At 69.9% G+C, this 20,242-nt stretch carries 21 protein-coding genes; 8 read left to right on the forward strand and 13 right to left on the reverse strand.

The genetic code is table 11. The features are described 5' to 3' along the window. Window positions 1-107: 107 nt before the first annotated feature. The 7 genes from ileS to ACO2Q3_RS18350 all read right to left on the reverse strand — a co-directional run bounded on the left by ileS (window position 108) and on the right by ACO2Q3_RS18350 (window position 9,706). Window positions 108-3,014 (reverse strand): isoleucine--tRNA ligase, encoded by a 2,907-nt coding sequence (gene ileS / locus ACO2Q3_RS18320; RefSeq protein ID WP_423309172.1) that lies wholly within the window; start codon window positions 3,012-3,014, stop codon window positions 108-110. A 414-nt stretch (window positions 3,015-3,428) separates the two neighbouring features. After that, window positions 3,429-4,394 carry a riboflavin biosynthesis protein RibF gene (gene ribF / locus ACO2Q3_RS18325; RefSeq protein WP_423309174.1) on the reverse strand — a complete coding sequence of 322 codons (966 nt, stop codon included), beginning with the start codon at window positions 4,392-4,394 and terminating at the stop codon, window positions 3,429-3,431. A 190-nt stretch (window positions 4,395-4,584) separates the two neighbouring features. Next, window positions 4,585-5,424, reverse strand: a complete 840-nt coding sequence (locus ACO2Q3_RS18330) for an enoyl-CoA hydratase/isomerase family protein (protein ID WP_423309176.1) — start codon at window positions 5,422-5,424, stop codon at window positions 4,585-4,587. 43 nt (window positions 5,425-5,467) lie between these two features. Then, window positions 5,468-6,328 carry a TIGR01459 family HAD-type hydrolase gene (locus ACO2Q3_RS18335; RefSeq protein ID WP_423309178.1) on the reverse strand — a complete coding sequence of 287 codons (861 nt, stop codon included), beginning with the start codon at window positions 6,326-6,328 and terminating at the stop codon, window positions 5,468-5,470. Window positions 6,329-6,586: 258 nt separating this feature from the next. Continuing rightward, a complete protein-coding gene (locus ACO2Q3_RS18340; protein ID WP_423309180.1) occupies window positions 6,587-7,285 on the reverse strand; it encodes a 2OG-Fe(II) oxygenase in 699 nt (232 codons plus the stop codon). A gap of 68 nt (window positions 7,286-7,353) precedes the next feature. After that, window positions 7,354-8,622, reverse strand: a complete 1,269-nt coding sequence (locus ACO2Q3_RS18345) for an EAL domain-containing protein (RefSeq protein ID WP_423309182.1) — start codon at window positions 8,620-8,622, stop codon at window positions 7,354-7,356. Between the two features lie 205 nt (window positions 8,623-8,827). Further along, a complete protein-coding gene (locus tag ACO2Q3_RS18350; RefSeq protein WP_423309184.1) occupies window positions 8,828-9,706 on the reverse strand; it encodes a 3-hydroxybutyryl-CoA dehydrogenase in 879 nt (292 codons plus the stop codon). A gap of 231 nt (window positions 9,707-9,937) precedes the next feature. Between ACO2Q3_RS18350 and ACO2Q3_RS18355 the strand changes: the two genes are divergently transcribed. From ACO2Q3_RS18355 to ACO2Q3_RS18365, 3 genes are read left to right on the forward strand one after another with little or no spacing between them, the layout of a single operon-like run. Next, window positions 9,938-10,333, forward strand: a complete 396-nt coding sequence (locus ACO2Q3_RS18355) for a PadR family transcriptional regulator (protein ID WP_423309186.1) — start codon at window positions 9,938-9,940, stop codon at window positions 10,331-10,333. Further along, the gene (locus tag ACO2Q3_RS18360; protein WP_423309188.1) at window positions 10,330-10,896 is read left to right on the forward strand and encodes a DUF1700 domain-containing protein; all 567 of its coding nucleotides are present in this window, start codon (window positions 10,330-10,332) and stop codon (window positions 10,894-10,896) included. The genes ACO2Q3_RS18355 and ACO2Q3_RS18360 overlap by 4 nt, the downstream gene beginning before the upstream one ends. A 44-nt stretch (window positions 10,897-10,940) precedes the next feature. Then, window positions 10,941-11,855 carry a GIN domain-containing protein gene (locus ACO2Q3_RS18365; RefSeq protein WP_423309190.1) on the forward strand — a complete coding sequence of 305 codons (915 nt, stop codon included), beginning with the start codon at window positions 10,941-10,943 and terminating at the stop codon, window positions 11,853-11,855. 250 nt (window positions 11,856-12,105) lie between these two features. Here ACO2Q3_RS18365 and ACO2Q3_RS18370 read toward each other — a convergent pair whose 3' ends face one another. Together ACO2Q3_RS18370 and ACO2Q3_RS18375 are read right to left on the reverse strand one after the other, a co-directional pair. Next, window positions 12,106-13,050, reverse strand: coding sequence for an electron transfer flavoprotein subunit alpha/FixB family protein (locus ACO2Q3_RS18370; protein WP_423309192.1), 945 nt, complete (start codon window positions 13,048-13,050; stop codon window positions 12,106-12,108). Then, window positions 13,050-13,799 (reverse strand): electron transfer flavoprotein subunit beta/FixA family protein, encoded by a 750-nt coding sequence (locus tag ACO2Q3_RS18375; RefSeq protein WP_423309194.1) that lies wholly within the window; start codon window positions 13,797-13,799, stop codon window positions 13,050-13,052. The genes ACO2Q3_RS18370 and ACO2Q3_RS18375 overlap by 1 nt, the downstream gene beginning before the upstream one ends. Before the next feature lie 256 nt (window positions 13,800-14,055). Here ACO2Q3_RS18375 and ACO2Q3_RS18380 point away from each other — a divergent pair, with 256 nt between their 5' ends. Continuing rightward, window positions 14,056-14,316, forward strand: a complete 261-nt coding sequence (locus ACO2Q3_RS18380) for a hypothetical protein (protein ID WP_423309196.1) — start codon at window positions 14,056-14,058, stop codon at window positions 14,314-14,316. A 22-nt stretch (window positions 14,317-14,338) separates the two neighbouring features. On the opposite strand, the gene ACO2Q3_RS18385 is transcribed toward ACO2Q3_RS18380, so the two are convergent. Further along, window positions 14,339-14,908: a cob(I)yrinic acid a,c-diamide adenosyltransferase gene (locus ACO2Q3_RS18385; RefSeq protein ID WP_423309198.1), complete on the reverse strand. Its 570-nt coding sequence runs from the start codon at window positions 14,906-14,908 to the stop codon at window positions 14,339-14,341. 33 nt (window positions 14,909-14,941) lie between these two features. Then, a complete protein-coding gene (locus ACO2Q3_RS18390) occupies window positions 14,942-15,145 on the reverse strand; it encodes a twin transmembrane helix small protein (protein WP_423309200.1) in 204 nt (67 codons plus the stop codon). A 333-nt stretch (window positions 15,146-15,478) separates the two neighbouring features. Between ACO2Q3_RS18390 and ACO2Q3_RS18395 the strand changes: the two genes are divergently transcribed. The 4 genes from ACO2Q3_RS18395 (at window position 15,479) to ACO2Q3_RS18410 (ending at window position 17,792) form a co-directional block, all read left to right on the forward strand. Further along, the gene (locus ACO2Q3_RS18395) at window positions 15,479-15,706 is read left to right on the forward strand and encodes a hypothetical protein (protein WP_423309202.1); all 228 of its coding nucleotides are present in this window, start codon (window positions 15,479-15,481) and stop codon (window positions 15,704-15,706) included. Next, complete coding sequence (locus tag ACO2Q3_RS18400) at window positions 15,703-16,353, forward strand: TetR/AcrR family transcriptional regulator (protein ID WP_423309204.1); 651 nt, start codon at window positions 15,703-15,705, stop codon at window positions 16,351-16,353. The genes ACO2Q3_RS18395 and ACO2Q3_RS18400 overlap by 4 nt, the downstream gene beginning before the upstream one ends. 107 nt (window positions 16,354-16,460) lie before the next feature. Continuing rightward, window positions 16,461-17,066, forward strand: a complete 606-nt coding sequence (locus tag ACO2Q3_RS18405; protein WP_423309206.1) for a TetR/AcrR family transcriptional regulator — start codon at window positions 16,461-16,463, stop codon at window positions 17,064-17,066. Between the two features lie 105 nt (window positions 17,067-17,171). Continuing rightward, on the forward strand, window positions 17,172-17,792 hold the full coding sequence (locus ACO2Q3_RS18410; protein ID WP_423309208.1) for a glutathione S-transferase family protein: 621 nt from the start codon (window positions 17,172-17,174) through the stop codon (window positions 17,790-17,792). A gap of 154 nt (window positions 17,793-17,946) precedes the next feature. On the opposite strand, the gene ACO2Q3_RS18415 is transcribed toward ACO2Q3_RS18410, so the two are convergent. Beyond that, window positions 17,947-19,224: an IS4 family transposase gene (locus ACO2Q3_RS18415; protein WP_423309210.1), complete on the reverse strand. Its 1,278-nt coding sequence runs from the start codon at window positions 19,222-19,224 to the stop codon at window positions 17,947-17,949. 201 nt (window positions 19,225-19,425) lie between these two features. Continuing rightward, a complete protein-coding gene (locus tag ACO2Q3_RS18420; protein WP_423309212.1) occupies window positions 19,426-20,223 on the reverse strand; it encodes an alpha/beta fold hydrolase in 798 nt (265 codons plus the stop codon). Between the last annotated feature and the right edge of the window lie 19 nt (window positions 20,224-20,242).

Raw genomic sequence — 20,242 nt, forward strand, 5'->3', positions numbered from 1 at the left:
TTCGGCCGTACTTCCCCCAGAGGGGGAAGAGAGCGCGATTCTCCTCCCCCCTTGGGGGAGGGGGACCCCCGAAGGGGGTGGAGGGGGCCTCAGCCAGACCGGGACCATCATGCGCGGGCCGCGTCCCAGGCGGCCACGGCGTCGGCGTCGCGCAGCGACAGGTCCGGGTAGCGCGGGTCGGAGCCGACCTCGGGCAGGATGCGCCAGGAGCGGGCGCACTTGCGGCCCTCGGCCTTCAGCGGCTCGACCGCCACCCCGGCGACCTCGTCCAGGCGGAAGGCGCCCGACGGACCCTCGCCGGCGACCAGGGTCGCCTGGCTAGTGCGGAACACCTCGGCCGGGTCCAGGCCCTGGAAGGCGGCGATCAGCTCGGGATCGGCGACATGCACCCGAGGCGCCGCCTCCAGCGCCGCGCCGATGCGCTTGTCGCGGCGCTCGACCTCCAGCGCGCCGGTGACCACCCGGGTCACCCGCTCGACGCGGGCCCAGCGCTCGGCCTCGGCGGTGTCCTGCCAGTCGGCGGGCGTCTCGGGGAACACCCGCAGGCAGTTGGAGCCCGCCCCCGGGAAGCGCACGCCCCAGGCTTCCTCCAGGGTGAAGGGCATGATCGGGGCCAGCCAGATGGTCAGCCGCTCGAACACCAGGTCCATCACAGTGCGGGTGGCCCGCCGCCGCTCGGAGTCCGGGCGGTCGCAGTAGAGGGCGTCGCGGCGGATATCGAAGAACAGGGCCGACAGGTCGTTGGAGCAGAAGTCCGCCAGCGGGCGGATCACCGCGGTGAAGTCATAGGCCTCGTAGGCGGCGCGCACCTGGGCGTCGAGCTGCCACAGCCGGTGCAGCACGTAGCGCTCCAGCGGCGGCATGCGGGACGCCTCCAGCCGCTCGGCCTCGTCGAAGCCGACCAGGGCGCCCAGCAGGTAGCGCACCGTGTTGCGCAGCTTGCGGTAGGCGTCGATGGTGGTCTGCAGCACCGTGGCGCCGATCCGCTGGTCTTCCGAATAGTCGACCAGCGCCGCCCACAGGCGCAGGATCTCCGCCCCGCTCTGGCGGGTGACGTCCTGCGGCTCGACGGCGTTGCCGAGCGACTTGGACATCTTCTCGCCGGCCTCGGTCAGGGTCATGCCGTGCGTCACCACCGCCCCGTAGGGGGCGCGGCCGCGCGTGGCGCAGCTTTCCAGCAGCGACGACTGGAACCAGCCGCGGTGCTGGTCGGAGCCTTCCAGATAGAGGTCGGCCGGCCAGCGGGTGTTGGCGCGGTTCTCCAGGGTGAAGGCGTGCGTCGAGCCCGAGTCGAACCAGACATCGAGGATGTCCTCGATCTTCTCGTAGCGGGCCGGGTCGTGATTGCCGAGGAAGTCGCCATCGGGGCGGGTGAACCAGGCGTCGGCGCCCTCGGCCTCGATCAGGCCGGCGATGCGGGCGTTGACCTGGTCGTCGTGCAGCGGCTGGCCGGTGACCTTGTCGACGAACATCGCCAGGGGCGAGCCCCAGGCGCGCTGGCGGCTGATCAGCCAGTCGGGGCGCCCCTCGACCATCGAGCGGATCCGGGTGCGGCCGGCCTCCGGATAGAAGGCGGTGGCGTCGATCGCCGCCAGGGCGGTCTCGCGCAGGGTCCGGCCGCCATGGACCTCGTCCTCCAGGGGCGTGTCCATGCGGATGAACCACTGCGGGGTGTTGCGGAAGATCACCGGCGCCTTGGAGCGCCACGAGTGCGGATAGGAATGCTCCACCCTTCCGCGCGCCAGCAGCGCGCCGGCCTCGATCAGCTTCTCGATGACGGCGTTGTTGGCCGGGCCGAACTTGCCGGCCTTCTTGCCCTCGGTCTCGAGCACCTTCAGCCCGCCGAACAGCGGCACGTGCGGGAAATAGGCGCCGTCCTCGTCCACCGTCTCGGGGATCTCGCGATGGCCGTGCGCCAGCCACACCTGGTAGTCGTCGGCGCCGTGGCCGGGGGCGGTGTGCACGAAGCCGGTGCCGGCGTCGTCGGTGACGTGGTCGCCGGCCAGCATCGGCACCTGGAAGCCGTAGCCCGAATCCAGATTGGCCAGCGGGTGGGACAGCACCATGCCCTGGCAGTCGACGGCTTCCAGCTTCAGCCACTTGGCGATCTTGGCGGCGGCGAACACGTCCTCGGCCAGCTTCTCGGCGACGATCAGCCGGTCGCCCGGCTTGGCCCAGGGCTCGAACGGCAGGCCTTCCTCCATCGCCTCGACGCGATAGACGGCGTAGGCGATGTCGGGATTGTACGAGACCGCGCGGTTGGCCGGGATGGTCCAGGGCGTGGTGGTCCAGATCACCACGCTGGCGCCCAGGGCGGCGTCGGAGCCCTCGACCACCTCGAACTTCACCCAGATCGTCGGGCTGACGTGGTCGTGGTACTCGACCTCGGCGTCGGCCAGGGCGGTGCGCTCCACCGGGCTCCACATCACCGGCTTGGAGCCGCGGTACAGCTGGCCCGAGGCGATGAACTTGTGGAACTCGCGCACGATCGCCGCCTCGGACGCATAGTCCATGGTGGCGTAGCGGTGTTCCCAGTCGCCCAGCACCCCCAGGCGCTGGAACTCACGGCCCTGTTCGGCGATCCAGTGGGCGGCGTATTCGCGACAGCGGGCGCGGAACTCGGCCTTGGAGACCTCGTCCTTGCGCCGGCCCTTGGCGCGGAACTCCTCCTCGATCTTCCACTCGATCGGCAGGCCGTGGCAGTCCCAGCCGGGCACGTAGTCGACGTCGAAGCCGAGGGCGAAGCGCGAGCGGACCACGAAGTCCTTGAGCAGCTTGTTCAGCGCGTGGCCGATGTGGATCGCGCCGTTGGCGTAGGGGGGGCCGTCGTGCAGCACGTACAGCGGCGCGCCGCGGGCCTGGCGGTCCTTGCGGATCGCGCCGTACAGGTCGCCCCAGCCCTCCAGGATGCGCGGCTCAAGCTGCGGCAGGCCGGCGCGCATGGGGAACGGGGTCTCGGGGAGGAAGACGGTCTCGCGATAGTCGCGGGCGGGCTTTTCGACGTCGTCTGGCATCTGGGTTCCAGCAAGGTGAGGGTCGGCCGGCGCCGCGGCGGGCGCATCCTGGCCGGGACTATAGGGCTTTCGGGTGACCCGGCGCGCGCTGGAATCGCTCCCGGCGGCGTCACGCCGGGCGGTTAATTCGCGAGCAGGGCCGCAGCAGGTTCATGCCGCGCCAGATAGCAGAGGGCGGCGGCGGGGGCTAGTCGGCGGGGCGAACGGCAGGCGACGGAACCCCTCACCCTCCCAAGCCCGACGCTGTCGCGCCGACCTTGGGCCCCTCCCTCTCCCCATGGGAGAGGGGAATTTCCCGGCGCGATCGGCAATAAAGACACCTCTCCCGGAGGGAGAGGGAGGGGCCCGATCGCGCCAGCGATCGGGAGGGTGAGGGGTTCCGCCGTGAGGGGTTCCGCCGTCGGCGAAAGCCCCCTACCCCACGCCCAGGATCTGCCGGGCCTTGGCGGCGTCGCGGTGCACCTCTTCGACCATGGCGGGGATGTCGAAGTCGCCGTGGGCGTCGACGAAGGTCAGTTCGTCGCGGATGAACTCGATCAGGTCGGTCTCGATCAGTTCGCCGTAGATGTCCTCGTCGAACTCGAACATCCACACCTCCAGCCGCGGCGCGACCTCGCCCGTGGTGGGATTGACGCCGATGTTGGCGACGCCGTTCAGCTGGCGGCCGTCCTTCAGCCGGGTGCGGGTGGCGTAGACGCCGAAGCGGGGGGCCACGTAGTCGCCCAGCGGCACGTTGGCGGTGGGAAAGCCCAGCTGACGGCCCAGCTGGCGGCCCTTCTGCACCACGCCTTCGATGGCGAACGGCCGGCCGAGGATGTCTGCGGCCAGCCGCGGATCGCCCGCGCGCAGGGCATTGCGCACGCCGGTGGACGAGAACTTCTGCCCCTCGCCGACCGCCGCGCCGCCTTCCGCCTCGGCCACCGAGACCGAGAAGCCGAACTCGCGGCCATAGCGGCGCATGGCGTCCGGGCTGCCGGTGCGGTCCTTGCCGAAGGTGGTGTCGAAGCCCACCGCCACGTGCCGCGCGCCCAGGCCCTTGAACAGCACCTCGCGGGCGAAGTCCTGATCGGTGAAGCCGGCCATCTCCGCGCCGAACGGCAGCAGGTACAGCCGGTCCACGCCCATGCCCTCCAGGGTGCGGGCCAGCTGGTGCGGCGTCATCAGGCGGAACGGCGGGGCGTCGGGCTGGAAGTGCAGGCGCGGGTGCGGCTCGAAGCTGATCACCCCCAGCGGGGCCTCCAGCGAGCGCGCGGCGGCGGCGGCCTCCTGGATCACCTTCTGATGCCCGCGGTGCACGCCGTCGAAGTTGCCATGCGCGATCGCCGCGCCACGGTCGGCCTCGGCGAGGTTCTTCCAGCCGTGCAGCACTTTCAACGCCATCCGCAGCGCCCCTCACCCACTCAAGAGGGCCTTACATAGTGCGGCTTCCGCGGCGGTGGGAACTGGTTTTGCTGAAGCCGGGCCCAGCGCGGCTGGATTGGGGAAATATTCACCCCGACAACATTTTAGGCGGGCGCCGCCAGCGTGTCCCCGCCCCCTCCGCCATTCGCCCTTCGGGGAGGCGCAGGCGCTACACCGGCGCATCCGGCGGGAACACCGGGGCGCGGCGTTCGCGGTGGGAGGCCAGGCCCTCCTTCGCCTCGGGGCCGGTGAAGCCCAGGAACTCCAGCGCCAGGGAGGCGTCGAAGGTCGGCCCCATCTGCCGCAGCCAGTTGTTCAGCGCGTACTTGGTCCAGCGGATCGCGCTCTGCGCACCCTCCGCCAGCCGGCCGGCCAGCTCCACCGCCTTGCCATCCAGCTCGGCGTCGTCCACCGCCAGCGACACCAGGCCGATGCGCTCGGCCTCGTCGCCCAGCAGGGTGTCGCACAGCAGCAGGTAGAACTTGGCCTTGGCCATGCCGCACAGCAGCGGCCAGACGATCGCCGCGTGGTCGCCCGCCGCGACGCCGAGGCGCGTATGGCCGTCGATGATCCGGCAGTCCTTCGTCGCGATCGAGACGTCGGCCAAGAGGCCGCACACCAGGCCCGCGCCCACCGACACCCCGCGCATGGCGCTGACCACCGGCTTGGAACAGTTGATGATGTTGTAGACGATGTCGCGCGCCTCGCGCCACGTGCGCGCCCGGTCCTCGAAGTTGTCGGTCAGGGTGTCGATCATGCCGAAGTCGCCGCCGGCGGAGAACACCTTGCCGGCGCCGGTGATGATCGCCGCGTTCACGGTCGGATCGGCGTCCACGTCGCGCCAGATCTCCGCCAGTTCGCGATGCATGGCCGCGTCGGCGGTGTTCATCCTGCCATTGTCCATCGTGATCCGCAGCACCTTGGGGTGCGGTCGATCGAAGGTCAGGCGGGTGTAGCGGGCATAGCGGTCATCACTGGGGCGATCATCAGTGGGGCGGTGGTCGGTCATGGGCGGTCCCTCTCGTTGGACCCAGCCCTAGCACGCCGGCCCGCTACCAGGCCAAGTCGCCCATGGCGTAGTTGGCTGTCACGCCCTCGGCGTCCAGCAGGGCGGCGACGCCCGCGGGGCTGAGGGCGCCGTCGGGCCCCTTGGCCGCGTCGCCGTGGATGCCGCTGGCGATGAACAGCACGTCCAGGCCGTGGTCGTTGGCGCCGCGGATGTCGGTCACCACCCCGTCGCCGACGCACAGGATGCGCCGGCGGTCCACCGTGTGACCCAGCAGGCGCTCGGCCTCGGCGATGGCGGCGGCGTAGATCGGCGCGTGCGGCTTGCCGGCCATCCGCACCGGGCCGCCGAGGCTTTCGTACAGCGCCGCCAGGGCGCCGCCGCAATAGACCAGCCGGTCGCCGCGCTGCACCACGATGTCGGGATTGGCGCAGACCATCGGCAGCTTGCGCGCCGCAGCGAGGGTCAGCCGCTCGCGGTAGTCCTCGGGCCCTTCGACCTCGTCGTCGTCCGGTCCGGTGAGCGCGATCAGCCGGGCCTGGTCCAGCGGCGCGAACCGGAGCGGCAGGCCCTCGTACAGCGGCCCGTCGCGGTCCGGCCCGATGCGCCAGGCTGGGCCCTCGCCGTAGGTCTGCAGGATGTGCCGGGTGGTGTCGCCGGACGTGACGATGGCGCTGAAGGTCCCGCGCGGCACGCCCAGGCCGTCCAGCTGCGGGATCACGTCGCTGGCCGGACGGGGGGCGTTGGAGATCAGCACCACCGGCCCGCGCTCGATCCGCCAGCGCGCCAGGGCGGCGCAAGGCTCGGGGAAGTGCTCGCGGCCGTTGTGGATCACCCCCCAGATGTCGCTGAGGATCACGTCGTAGCGCTGGGCGAGGTCGGAAAGGCCGGAGATCAGGCGGGTCATGTCCGGGCGCGGGTAGCGGGCGGCGGCGGCGGGGTCAACGGTGGTGTTCCCTTGCTGCGAGGGCGGAACCCCTCACCTTCCCACGCGCCTTGCTCCCGCAAGCCGCGCGGGCCCCTTCCTCTCCCTCTGGGAGAGGTGAATTTTCCAGTGCGATCCGCAACTTGAACACCTCTCCCATGGGGAGAGGGAGGGGCCCACGGTCGACGCGCAGCGGCGGGCGTGGGAGGGTGAGGGGTTCCGCCCCAGCCGCGCGCGCCGCTAAGCCGCGTCGTGGAAGATGATCCCCAGGGTGTGGCGTGACCCGGCGCGGATCTCGCTGACGCCGTGGCGCAGGGCGCGGCGGTGGGGTCCACGGGCGCCCGTGGCCGGCCGCTCGCGCACGGCGAAGATCACCCCCTCGCCCTGGGCCAGAGGCGCGACATGGGCGCGCGACTGCTGGCGGGGGATCTGTTCGACGATCACGAACTCGCCGCCCTCGAAGTCGCGCCCGGGCTGGTCCAGCAGGATCGCCGCCTGCAGGGGAAAGACCTCGTCGCCATAGAGGTCCTGGTGCAGGCAGTTGTAGTCGCCCGGGCCATAGCGCAGCACCAGCGGCGTCGGCCGCGCCTGGCCCGCCGCGCGGCAACGTTTGGTCAGGCCCGCCAGGTCAGGCGGAAAGCCGCGCGCCTCGCCCAGCGTTCCGGCCCAGCGGTTCGCCACCGCCGCCAGCGGCGGATAGAGTCCCTCGCGCAAGGCCTGGACCATCGGCGGCAGGGGGTAGGCGAAATAGCGGTACTCGCCGCGGCCATAGCCATGCCGCGCCATCACCACCCGACTGCGATAGAGGCCGTCGTCGTCATAGGCCGCCGCCACGGCGCGGCAGGCGTCGGCGCCCAGCAGCGGCCCGGTCAGGGCCCAGCCGCGGGTGTCGAGCTCGGCCTCGATGCGTGGCCAGTCGAGCGCGTTGAGATTGGTCAATGGCGCCTCCTGCAACAGGAACGCCAGGATGCGTCAGCCGAAGCGGCGGCGCATTCCGATGCTTGCGATCACCCGACCCGGCGCAGCAGGCTGGTGCGGATGAACTCCGGCGGCGGGGCTTCGGCCAGGACGGCGTCGCGGATGGCGCGCGGCTCGCCGAACAGGTGGCCCTGGCCATAGCCGATGTCGAGGTCCAGCACGTCCACCACCTGGCGCTCGCTCTCGACCTTCTCGGCCATGATCTCGATGCCGTAGCGGCGCGCCAGGGCGGCGTAGTCCGAGGCGGCGAGGTCGGGCATGTCGCGGAACACCATGGCGCCGTCCTCGGTGTCCTGCAGCTCGTCCAGCAGCATCTCGGCGCCGATCTTGATGAACTTCACGTCGGCCCGGGTCATGTCCTGGAAGTCCAGGTCCAGGTCGTAGACCTTGTCGATCGAGAAGCGGAAGCCGAGGTCGGCCAGCTTGGCCATGTGCCGCGCCTCGACGCCGCCGCGCTTGTCGAACGCCGCCTGGCCCAGTTCGAAGATCAAGGCCCCGCCCAGGTCGCGGTTGGCGGTCATGAACTCCAGGAACTGCGGGAAGAATTCCTCGTCGCCCAGGCTGGCCAGCGAGATGTTGCAGAAGATGCCGACCTTGCGGTCCTGCTTGGCCAGCCGCCGGACGATCTGCACGCAGCGGAACAGCAGCAGGTTGTCGATGGCGGTGACCAGGCCGCCGGGCTCGGCGACGGTCAGGTATTCGGCCGGCATCATCACCCGGCCGGTCTCGTCGCGCAGGCGCGAATAGGACTCGTAGAACACGGTCTTGCGCTGCGGCAGGGAGACGATCGGCTGCAGGTACAGGTCCACGCGGTTGGCGGCCAACGCCTCGCGCACGGTCTCCAGCAGGGCGTTGGTCTGGCGCGCCGCCAGGGTGGCGGGCGCCGGCATGGTCACGCGCGCCTCCTCGACGCGGTGGGCCAGCTGGTCTTCCAGCTGGCGGCCCATGCGCACGACGATGTCCTCCAGGTGGTGCACCTCGGTCTCCAGCTCCTCGGAGCGGCGCAGGGCGTCGTCGTGCACGCTCTCCACCGTCTCGGTGAAGCGGGCGTCGATCTTCTCGATCTGGCCGGCCAGGATCAGGTGGGCGTCGCGAAGGGCGGCCAGTTCGGCGCGCAGGCCGTTGGCCTCCATCGCCCGGGCGATCAGGCCGTGGAAGGCGAAGCACACGCCCAGCACGGCGATGCCGCCGGCCACGCCCGCGCCGCCGTCGCCCGCCACGCGCCAGAGCACGAGCGCGACGATGGCCGCCAGACAGATATAGGCGCCGGTGAGGAGCGCGAGGATCAGAGTGCGCATGCGCGACCCAAGGAAAGCGATTCGTGCAAAATTATCGGCACACGGGACCGGCGAAGTCGAATCTCTTCAACCTCCGCCCCCTGCGATGTTTTCGCACGATCAGCGAAAGTCCGATACTTCGGCATCGGAGATTTACGCTTCGCTCCGCCTCAAATCCCGTCGCCCCGGGCGGAGGACGCCCGCAGGAAGCGGCGCGAGTGGAAGATCAGCGCGTGGGCACCGGGTGCTCGCCGCGGTAGTCGTAGAAGCCGCGGCCGACCTTGCGGCCCAGCCAGCCCGCCTCGACGTACTTCACCAGCAGCGGACAGGGCCGGTACTTGGAGTCGGCCAGGCCCTCGTACAGCACGTTCATGATCGACAGGACGGTGTCCAGGCCGATGAAGTCGCCCAGTTCCAGCGGGCCCATCGGATGGTTGGCGCCCAGCTTCATGGCGGTGTCGATGGCGTCCACGGTGCCCACGCCCTCATACAGGGTGTAGATCGCCTCGTTGATCATCGGCACCAACACGCGGTTGACGATGAAGGCCGGGAAGTCCTCGGCGTTGGCAGTGGTCTTGCCCAGCGAGCGGGCGAAGCCGACGGCGGTGTCGTAGGTGGCCGCATCCGTGGCGATGCCGCGAATGATCTCCACCAGCTTCATCAGCGGCACCGGGTTCATGAAGTGCAGGCCGATGAACCGCTCGGGCCGGTCGGTGACCGAGGCCAGGCGGGTGATCGAGATCGACGAGGTGTTCGAGGCCAGCAAAGTGCCGTCCGCCAGGAACGGCTGCAGCGCGCGGAAGATCTGCTTCTTGACGTCTTCGTTCTCGGTGGCCGCCTCGATGGCGAGATCGGCCTTGCCGATCTCCGCCAGGCCATCGGCGCCGCGGATGCGGGCCAGGGCGGCGACCCGTTCGTCTTCCTTGATCACGCCGCGCGCCACCTGGCGGGACATGTTGTGGTCGATCAGCGCCAGGCTGTCCTTGATCCGCTCGGGCGCGGCGTCGTTGAGCAGCACGTCGTAGCCCGCGAGCGCGCAGACATGCGCGATGCCGCTGCCCATCTGGCCTGCGCCGATAACGCCGACCGTCCTGATATTCGTCATAAAATCCGCCTCGGGCGTCTGATTCAGGCGCTCCCCGACCGCGCGCCCGTTCTTATGACGGCTTTCTAACACGAGGGCGCGGCCCGTCGCCAAGTTTTTGCTGCGTTGCAGCGTGAGCGTCCGGAACCGCCTCCCCGCCGGCCGCGGATGAATTCGCTGTCATGTACGGCAAGCTACCTTGCGATGACAGGTACCTTGTGACACATAGGCCGCAGATCGAGGCGAGGCGTCATGGTTGAAGCCGTTCAGGTGCAGCTGAAGAAGGGGGTGCTGGAGCTCTGCGTCCTGGCCCTGCTCTCGCGCGCCGACAGCTATGCCTATGAGATCGCCAGTCGCCTCGCCGAGGGGATCGACATGGGCGAGGGCACTATCTACCCGCTGATGCGGCGCATGCAGGACGATGGCCTTGTGGAGACCTATCTGGTCGAATCCACCGCCGGTCCGTCGCGCAAGTACTACCGGCTGACCGAGGCCGGGCGGCGCAGTTTCGCCAGCCAGAAGGACGCCTGGGTGCAGTTCGTCGGCGCGGTCAACGCCATCCTCGGAGACGCCGCCAACCTGGGAGCGCCGCCCGCGGGCGATGCCGCCCCCTCGCAAGACGCCGCCAGCCTGGGAGACCGCGCATGACCCGCGACGCCTTCATCGTGCGCCTGCGCGCCGGCCTGCGCGACCTGCCGCCGGCGGTGATCGCCGACATCGTCGCCGACTACGACACCCACTTCGCCGAGGCCGCCGCGGCCGGGCGCAAGGAGGAGGACGTGGCCGCCGCCCTGGGCGATCCGGACCGGCTGGCCCGCGAACTGCGCGCCGAGGCCGGGCTCAAGCGCTGGGAGCAGCAGCGCAACGCCTCCAACGCCCTGCAAGCGGTGTTCGCCGTGCTGGGCCTGGGCGCGATCGACCTGTTCATCCTGTTCGGACCGTTCATGGCGGTGCTGGGCGTGCTGATCGGCTGGCTGGTGGTGGTCATCGCCCTGGTGGTGGTGGGCGCCGGGGTGATGGTCGGCGGACCGTTCCTGCATCCGCCCGGCGGGCCGGTGGCGGCGGTGTTCCTGGGTCTGGGCATGATCTCCGGCGGCGTGGGCGCGGGCGCCCTGCTGACGCTGGTGTGCATCGGCCTGACCAATGCGCTCGTCTGGTACGGGCGGCTTCATTACCGGCTGATCCGGCCGGCCATCGACCCTCAAGCCTGAGCAAAACGGCAAAGACCGGGCCAGAGAAGACATAGGGGCAAGTCATGATCCGGGTACTGTTTCTGACGACGGCGGCGGGCATAGGCGTCTGCATCCTGTGCCTGTCGATCGCCATGGCCATCGGCGGCTCCGACATGGTCCGCAACGGCGGCTGGAAGTTGGGGCCCCACGTCCACGTCGACCTCGACGGCCATCATGGCGACACCGACGATGACGACGACGTCGGCGGGCCGACCACCACCCGCGACCTCGCCTGGGACGGCGCCACGCGGCTGGAGATCGACGCCCCGGCCGACGTCACCTACACCCAGGCCCCCGGCCCGGCGAAGCTGACCGTCACCGGCCCGCGCGGCGCGGTGGGCCAGGTCAGCGTCTCGCACGGCGCCATCGACTACGACGGCCCCGACCGCGGCCCGCGGCTGCAGATCGTCCTCACCGCGCCGGACGTGGAGAGCTTCAGCCTGGACGGCGACAGCCACCTGTCGATCCGCAACTACGACCGCGGCAGCCTGAAGCTGGAGATGGACGGCCGCGCCGACGCCGACGCCCAGGGCAAGGCCGGCCAGGTCGACGTCGAGATGAGCGGCCACGGCAAGGCCAACCTCGGCCGCTTGGCGGCGCAGGACGCGCACGTGGAGATCTCCGGCTCCGGCTCGGCCTCGCTGTCGCCCAAGGACTCCGCCGATATCGAGATCTCCGGCTCCGGCGACGTCACCCTGTACGGCCACACCGCCCGGGTGAAGAGCGAGTTGACCGGCAGCGGCGAGGTGCACACTGACGCCGGCCCGCCGCCCGCCCCGGCGCCGGCCGACTCCGCCGCGCCCGCCGTCAGCGCGGCCCCGGCCAAGCCGCCCCACGTGGCCAGGCCCGCCGCGGCGGCCAAGCCCGCTCCGGGCCCGGCCCCCAAGCCCGCGCCGGCTCCAGCCGCGGCCAGCCCGGCGGCGAAGACGGCGACTTAACGCAGGGCGGCGTGGCCCCTCACCTTCCCAACCGCTCCGCGGTCGGGCCCCTTCCTCTCCCTCAAGGGAGAGGAATAGGGATTTGCAGGGGCCTATGGAAATTTCCTCTCCCTGCAGGGAGAGGAAGGGGCCCGCGCCCGCCAGGGCGTGGGAAGGTGAGGGGCCGCGCCGGCGGCGCCCGAACAGCAAGCGGCCCGCGCTCCGGTCGGAGCGCGGGCCGTTGTCTTTCTGCCTGGAGGCGCCGGGCGGCTTACTTGCCGGCGGCGGTCAGGGCGTCCATCAACTCCGGCACGGCGGTCTTGTAGTCCGCCACCAGGCCGTAGTCCGCGACCTGGAAGATCGGCGCGTCGGCGTCCTTGTTGATCGCCACGATCACCTTGGAGTCCTTCATGCCGGCCAGGTGCTGGATGGCGCCGGAGATGCCCACGGCGACGTACAGCTGCGGCGCGACCACCTTGCCGGTCTGGCCGACCTGGTAGTCGTTCGGCGCGTAGCCGGCGTCCACGGCCGCGCGGCTGGCGCCGACGGCGGCGCCCAGCTTGTCGGCCAGGGGCTCGATCACCCGCTGGAACTCTTCCGCCGAGCCCATGGCGCGGCCGCCGGAGACGACGATCTTCGCCGCCGCCAGTTCCGGGCGGGTCGACTTGACGATCTCTTCGGAGACGAACCGGGTCTTCGGCGCGCCGGGACCGGCGTCGATCTTCTCGATCGCGGCCGAGCCGCCTTCGCCGGCGGCCTTGAAGGCCGTGGCGCGGACGGTGATCACCTTCTTGGCGTCGGCGCTCTGCACCGTCTCCAGGGCGTTGCCCGCGTAGATCGGGCGCACGAAGGTGTTGGCGTCGACCACGTCGACGATTTCCGAGATCGGGGCGACGTCCAGCTTGGCGGCGACGCGCGGGGCGAAGTTCTTGCCCGCGGAGGTGGCCGGAACCAGGACGGCGTCGTAGTTGGCCATCAGGCCGGTCACCAGGGCGCCTTCGGCCTCGGCGATCGACTTGCCCAGCTGGTCGCTCTCGGCCACCAGCACCTTGCGCACGCCTTCGATCTTGGCGGCCTCGGCGGCCACGGCGTCCACGCCCTGGCCGGCGACCAGCACGTCGACGTCGGCCGAGATGGCCTTGGCCGCGGTGACGGTCTTGTGGGTGTTGTCCTTCAGCGACGCATTGTCGTGATCGGCGACGACGAGAACGGCCATCAGAGCACCCCCGCTTCGGTCTTCAGCTTGGCCACCAGCTCGGCGGCGTTTTCAACCTTCACACCCGCGGTGCGCTTGGCCGGTTCGGCCACCTTCAGCACCTTCAGGCGCCCGGCGGTGTCGACGCCGTAGTCGGCCGGCGCCTTGACGTCGATCGGCTTCTTCTTGGCCTTCATGATGTTCGGCAGCGACGCATAGCGCGGCTCGTTGAGGCGCAGGTCGGCGGTGACCACGGCCGGCAGGTCCAGCTCCAGGGTCTGCAGGCCGCCGTCGACTTCGCGGGTGACCTTCACGGTCTCGCCGGCGACTTCGATCTTGGAAGCGAAGGTGGCCTGCGGCCAGTCCAGCAGGGCCGACAGCATCTGGCCCACGGCGTTGTTGTCGCCGTCGATGGCCTGCTTGCCCATGACGATCAGCTGCGGCGCTTCCGCCTCGACCACCGCCTTGAGCAGCTTGGCCACTTCCAGCGGCTCAACGTCGGCGTCGGTCTGCACCAGGATGCCGCGGTCGGCGCCCATGGCCAGGGCGGTGCGGATGGTTTCCTGCGCCTGCTGCGGGCCGATGGAGACGGCGACCACCTCGGTGGCCACGCCCTTTTCCTTCAGCCGCACGGCCTCTTCCACCGCGATCTCGCAGAAGGGGTTCATCGCCATCTTCAGGTTGGCGAGATCCATGCCCGACTGGTCGGGCTTCACCCTCGGCTTGACGTTGTAGTCAAGCACGCGCTTGACCGGGACTAGGACCTTCATCGGCTTCACCGCCTTGGCTGTCGCCCGGCGGGACCCGTAACCGGGCGCCCGTTCCGAGCTGGAATGGATGTTCGACGCGGCTATTCGGCTGGAGTCCATCCGGCGCGCCGCGCGCGCGAAATAGGCGCGGGACGGGCAATAACGCCTTCATCGCGCAATGCAAGCGGCCCGATGGCGCAAGGTCATGCCGAGATCATCCGCCGGACGCTGCGGAAGGACGCTAGCCAAGGCTCCGCAGCCTTGCGAAAAGCGGCCCATGTTTCGGATGATCAACCGCACCACGATGCTGTTCGGCGGCGTATTCCTGATCGCCTGCCTCGTGGCGCTCGTCTACCACGTGTTCTTCGTCTGGCCGCAGCAGGAATGCGACCAGCGCGGCGCCTGGTGGGATTCCAAGGACCGCCAGTGCCTGACGCCGCTGCCGATCTGGCGCCTCACCGGCCGCGAGCTGAAGCCCGCCGCCCAGGCCCAGCCCCCCGCGGTCAGCGCCACGAAGCCGACGGCGGCGAAGAAGTAGCCCCAACGGTCCGGCTCGGCCCCTACCGTGTCGCGCCGGGAGTCCACAGCACGTCGCCGGCGCCCTTGCCGTTGGCATGGCGGGCGGCGACGAACAGCAGGTCCGACAGCCGGTTGAGATAGCGCAGGGCCTCGGCGTTGACGCTCTCGACCGCCGCCAGGGCCACGGCGCTGCGCTCGGCGCGGCGGCAGACGGTGCGGGCCAGGTGCAGGTGCGCGGCCGCCGGCGTCCCGCCGGGCAGTACGAACGAGGTCAGAGCCGCCAGCTCGGCGTTGAGGGCGTCGATCTCGCGCTCCAGCCGGTCGACCTGCGAGGCGACGATGCGCAGCTCGCCCTCTCCGTCGGCCGCACGTGGCGGCGTCGCCAAATCGGCGCCCAGGTCGAACAGGTCGTTCTGGATGCGCGCCAGGATCGGGTCCAGCGGGGCCTGCCCCTCCGTGTGCAGCCGCACGAGGCCCAGGGTGGCGTTGGTCTCGTCGACATCGCCGTAGGCGGCGACCCGCAGCGACGCCTTGCTCACCGGCGCGCCGGAGGCCAGCCGGGTCGAGCCGGCGTCGCCGGTGCGGGTGTAGATCCGGTTCAGGGTGACCATGGCCGCCTCGCCGACAATGCGGACGCCAGGATATCAGCCGTGCACGTGCGTGCGCCACCACCAGGCGGCCACGATGATCATCACCGCGCAGAACTGCAGCAGCACGCGCAGGCGCATGAGCTTGTTGGAATAGCTGCGCCCGAACTCGCCGCCCTTGAACAGGGCGAAGATGCCGACCGCCAGGGTGAGGGTCACGGCGATCAGCGCCGCCGGCAACAGATAGTCGAATATGTCCATGAACGGAGCATACGCTTGCGCGCCGCGCCTCGCCACCGGCTGCGACTCACCCCGCTTGAAAGTTTTGGCAGCACGCGGCCAACCCGGATTAGGTGAGCGCGCTCAGCGAACACGTGTCCTGGAAACGGGTCGGGTCTCCGACTCGTCCTTGAATCGACCGCTCAAAAGTGCGTCATTTTGGCGCTGCGACGCTGGAATGCCATGCAGGAGCCCTATATCGCGTGTAAACGCACATGACATCCGTATCGCGGAACGGATTTCGTTGAACACGCTCGACCAAGTCTTCGCCTGGACGCGCCGGCGGCGGGGACCTCACGATCTGAAGGACCAAGAATGCCCGCGTCTGTCCGGCCCCTCGCGCCGGAAACCGACACCGCCGACCACGACGCCGCTCTCGCCGAGATGCGTCAGCTCGTGGCCGACCTCCGCGACGCCGCCCGGGACAGCCGGATGCTCGCCAATCGCTATGCCGACCTCTTGAAGTCGGTCGTTGAAGAATACTGCGGCGAATTCGAGCTCCGGGCCGTCGCCGCCCTTGCCCGGCTGGAGGCCGCCCAATGAACCATCTCCCGCTCCGCTCCCTCTCCGGCCTCGCCCAGGTCCGCCGCCCCACCCAGCGCGCCCTGGCCAAGCAGCGCACGCGCGAGAAGATCCTCGCCTCGGCCAAGTCGCTGTTCACCGAGAAGGGCTATGAGGGCGCCACCATCCGCGACATCGCGGCGGCCGCCGGCATGTCCACGGGCGCGGTGTTCGCCTCGTTCACCGACAAGTCGGACCTGTTCAACGAGATCATCGGCGCCGATCGCGACAACCTGTTCGAGGTGATGCGCAACGAGGCCGTCGGCGCCAACGCCGAGGACGCGCTGAACGCCATGTTCGACGCCGGCTACCGCTTCACCCTGGCCGACCTGCCGCTGCTGCAGGCCACCATGAGCGTTTCCTGGTCTCCGGACCTGGGCGCGCAGGTGCGCGGCCGCCTGAACCGTCGGCCGATCACCGAGCTGATCGGCGAGGTGCTGACCTCCTCGATCGAGCGTGGCGAACTGTCGCGCAACACGGATGTGGCCCTGATCTCGCAAATGCTGTGGGATTCCTACCTCGCGAACTTCCGCCACGCGGCGTTCGAGGGCTGGGGCCTGAGCGAGCTTCGCGCCCGCCTGGCTGACCAGGTCCGCATCATCCTGGCCGGGGCCAAGGCCGCCGGCTGAAGTCACTGGCCGGCGCGACCGCTTCGAAGGTGAGGGGGCCGCCGGCCGGCGTCGACAGTCCGCCGACGGTCAGGTCAAGGCCGCGGTGAGAGAGGGGCTTATCAGTCGTGGGCGTGCGCGAGGCGCAGAAACTGGCGACGCGTCGACGCGTACTCGACGCCGCCAGTGACCTGTTCAACGAAATCGGCTTCGAGGACGCTACCGTCCGCGCGATCGCCAATCGCGCGGGCGTGTCGGTGGGCAGCGTCTTCACCACCTTCACCTCGAAGGCGGACATCCTCAACCAGGTCATGCAGGACCGGCTGGAGCAGCTCTACGAGGAGACCGGCCGGGTCATCCCGCTGATGCGCGGCTCGACGGCCGATCGCTGCCGCTCGCTGTTCGCGGTGCTCTACGCCTTCGAAACGCGGCGGGTGAAGCTGTTCCTGGCGCACATCGCCGTGGCCTATCGGTGGGACATGGAGCCCACGGCCCGGCCGTTCGGCGCCAACCAGGTGTTTCGCGACCTGATGGGGCAGTGGCTGGCCGAAGGCATCGGCCGCGGCGACGTCCGCCCCGACGCCGACATCGGCGCCATCGTCGACCTGCTGCTGGGCCTCTACGCCTGGAACTACCGGCTTGCGGCCTCGGAAGGCGCCGACGCCGACCGCCTCACCGCCCTGATGGACCAGCAGGTCGGCACGGTGTTCGAGGGCCTGCGCCCGCGCGGCTAGCAAGCGGCGCCCTCGCCCCGCCAATTCGATTGCGCACAATTAAATACTTCCCATCCGCGACGGAAGCGGCGACAAGCTGGCGCCATCATCGTGGAGAAAACGCCCATGCTCGTCGTCCATCACCTGAACAATTCCCGCTCCCAGCGCATCCTCTGGCTGCTGGAAGAGCTGGGCGCGCCCTACGAGATCCGGTTCTACCAGCGTGACGCCACCACCAACCTGGCGCCGCCGGAGCTCGAGGCGGTGCACCCACTGGGCAAGTCGCCGGTGATCGAGGAGGACGGCCTGAAGATCGCCGAATCCGGGGCGATCATCGACTACATCATCCGCCGGCACGGCGCCGGCCGCCTGCAGCCCGCGCCCGGCACGGCCGCGCACGAGGCCTATCTGGAATGGCTGCACTACGCCGAGGGCTCGGCGATGCTGCCGCTGATGATGCTGCTGTACGTCATGCGCCTGGGCGAGGCGGCCGCGCCGCTGATGCCGCGCATCGACAGCGAGATCGCCCGCCACCTGGGCTATGTCGACGCCGCCCTGGCCGGCAAGGACTACCTGATGGGCGAGTTCTCCGGCGCTGACGTGCAGATGAGCTTCGTCGGCGAGGTCGCCCGCGCCTTCGGCCGCCTGGAAACCCTGCCCAACCTCAAGGCCTGGGTGGAACGCCTGCACGAGCGCCCGGCGTTCAAGACGTCGCTGGAGAAGGGCGGCGCGTATAATCTGGCCTAGGAACCCTCCCCTTCATGGGGAGGGAAAGTTCGCGCAGCGATCAGGGTGGGGAAGTGAGAGGCCGCGAACCGGCTCACGAGACTGGCCTGTGCACCGGCCGGTGACCCCCACCCTGCCCGCTTCGCGGGCTGTCCCTCGCCACAAGCTAGTCGATTCACACATCTCTGAGGGACCATCCCTCTGCGATGGCGAGGAAGCGCTGTAGGCCGTGTCGCATTGTGATGGGGCCGGGTGGCTTTGATTTGGGGTAGCCGTCCCATCCGCCGAGTTTGCCGATGACCCATGCGGCCCATGCGAGGGATCGCGGGGGGTGGGGGTTTTTCTGGAGGGCGGTCTTGCCTTCGAGCTTTGGGACGAGGGCTTCGAGGGCCTCGATCTCGGGGGGCGAGAAGACGATGTCGGCGCTCTGGCCGGTGGAGCCGTCTCGGCCCTCGACCAGTTGCATGACGATGGCGGCGGCGCGGGCGGCGATGGCGGTCAACTTGATGAGCCGGTTGGCGGTTTCGAGCTGGCTGTCCTCCAGCTGCAGCCCCTGGAGTTTGAGCGTGCGGAAGAACTGCTCGATGGTCCAGCGCTCACGGTACCAGCCGACGACGCGCCAGGCCATGGCGGCGTCTTCGACCGGGTGGGTGGTGAGCAGTCGCCAGACGATCGGCTGAGCGCCCTTGGGGACGCCGGTCTCGATCACCTCGACCAGGCTCAGGGCCACCTGGGGGCTAAGGCCCTTCTCGCGCAGATACTTCGGCTTCTTCAGGGTCACACGGCCGAAGCGGGCCCTCAGATGCGCCTTGCGCGCGGGCCGGCCGGGCCGGGCGCGAAGCTCCACGTCCGCATGGCCGGCAGGGCTGAGCGCGGCCGTCGACAGCTTGGCGCCTCCCACCACCGGCCGATCCTTCATCGCCCGCGCCAGCAGGTGGAAGCCGTCCCGAGGAGCCTGCGCCCAGGCCGCGTAGAGGTCGCCCTCGCGATCGCTGATGCTGGTGACCATCGCCGCCCGGGCCAGAACCTTGCGCGCCGCAAGCGCCGTGGCCACCCAGCGCTCGGACTCCTTGTGCTTCAGCAGCCGCTTGTTGTGGTGGACCTTGACCCGGCCGCGCCGCGTCCACACCCGCCCTGCGACCAGGCCCAGAACCCCGCCCGTCCCGGCATCCAGGCCGATCATCGCATGCAGCAGCACACCCCGACCGCCGCCCCGGCCGATCTCGCCAAGACCGCGCCGACGACCCGCCGCCGTGCTGAAGTTGATCTCGCTGGTGTCCTGGATCGCCAGCACATGACGGCCCTCGCACACCTGCGACACCGCATCGCCCCAGCCCGCTACCACCGCCTTCACCGACACCCGACGGTTCGCCAGGAACCGCCCGAAGCCGACGACCCCGCACCGAGCCCCCGCCGCAAGACGCCTTAGACAGACACTCTGGCAAGACACCATCCGCTCAAGCAGATGGCCCCCCTTTTTACCAGGCGCTCGTCACCGAACGACCCCAGCCAAAACTCCATACCCAGCATCGACGTCCACTCCCGATCCAAAGACAACGACACTGAATCACATCACTCAAAACCCACGCCACTCACACCAGAGTCATCAAACCCACGATGTGTGCATCCCCTAGTCGCCACAAGGGGGAGGGCCTTATTCGAACGGCGGGAAGTCGTCCTCGTCGTAGCCTTCCAGGAAGTCGAACACCGCGGCCTTGAACAGGGCGTGCGGGATGGCGTTGAAGTGGTCGCAGCCGGGCAGCAGCACGGCCTTGGCGCCGGGGATGGCGTCCGCCAGGTCCTGGGGATCGCCGGCCAGCTCGTCGCGGGCGCCGGCCACCACCAGGGTCTGCGGCTGCAGGCCGAACAGCTCGGCCGGGCCCACCGGCTCGCTCTGGCCCTGGCTGCAGGCGGCCAGCGCGGCCAGGTCCTCGCCCTGCTGTTCGGCGAACAGGCGAAAGCCCTTCAGGGTCGGCTCGGTGATCGCCGCGGCGTCCGGCGCCAGCATGGCCTGGGCCATGCTCATCGCCCCGGGCTTGGGCGGCGTGGGGTTCAGCATCCTGCCGCCCACCCCGCCCAGCACCAGCTTGCCGACGCGGGTCGGCTCGTTCAGCGCCGCGCGCAGCGACAGGTGCGCGCCCATCGAATAGCCCAGCAGGTCCGCGCGGCCGAGGTCCAGGTGGTCCATCAGGGCGAAGATGTCGCTGACCATGGCGTCGCGGTCGTAGGCCTGCGGATCGTGCGGCTTGGCGCTCTCGCCGTGGCCACGATGGTCGAAGGCGATCACCCGCCAGCCCTTGCGCTCGAAGGCCGCGTACCAGCCCAGGCGCCGCCAGTTCTCCGCGCGGCTGGTGGCGAAGCCGTGCACCAGCAGCACGGTCCCCTGCTCTCCCCCCGCCGGCCGGATGTCGTCGTAGGCGAGGTCGAGCCCGCCCGATTGGAAAGTGGCCATGGGCGCGAAACTAGGCGGC

Source organism: Caulobacter sp. KR2-114 (genome assembly GCF_049446115.1).
Classification (GTDB): domain Bacteria; phylum Pseudomonadota; class Alphaproteobacteria; order Caulobacterales; family Caulobacteraceae; genus Acaudatibacter.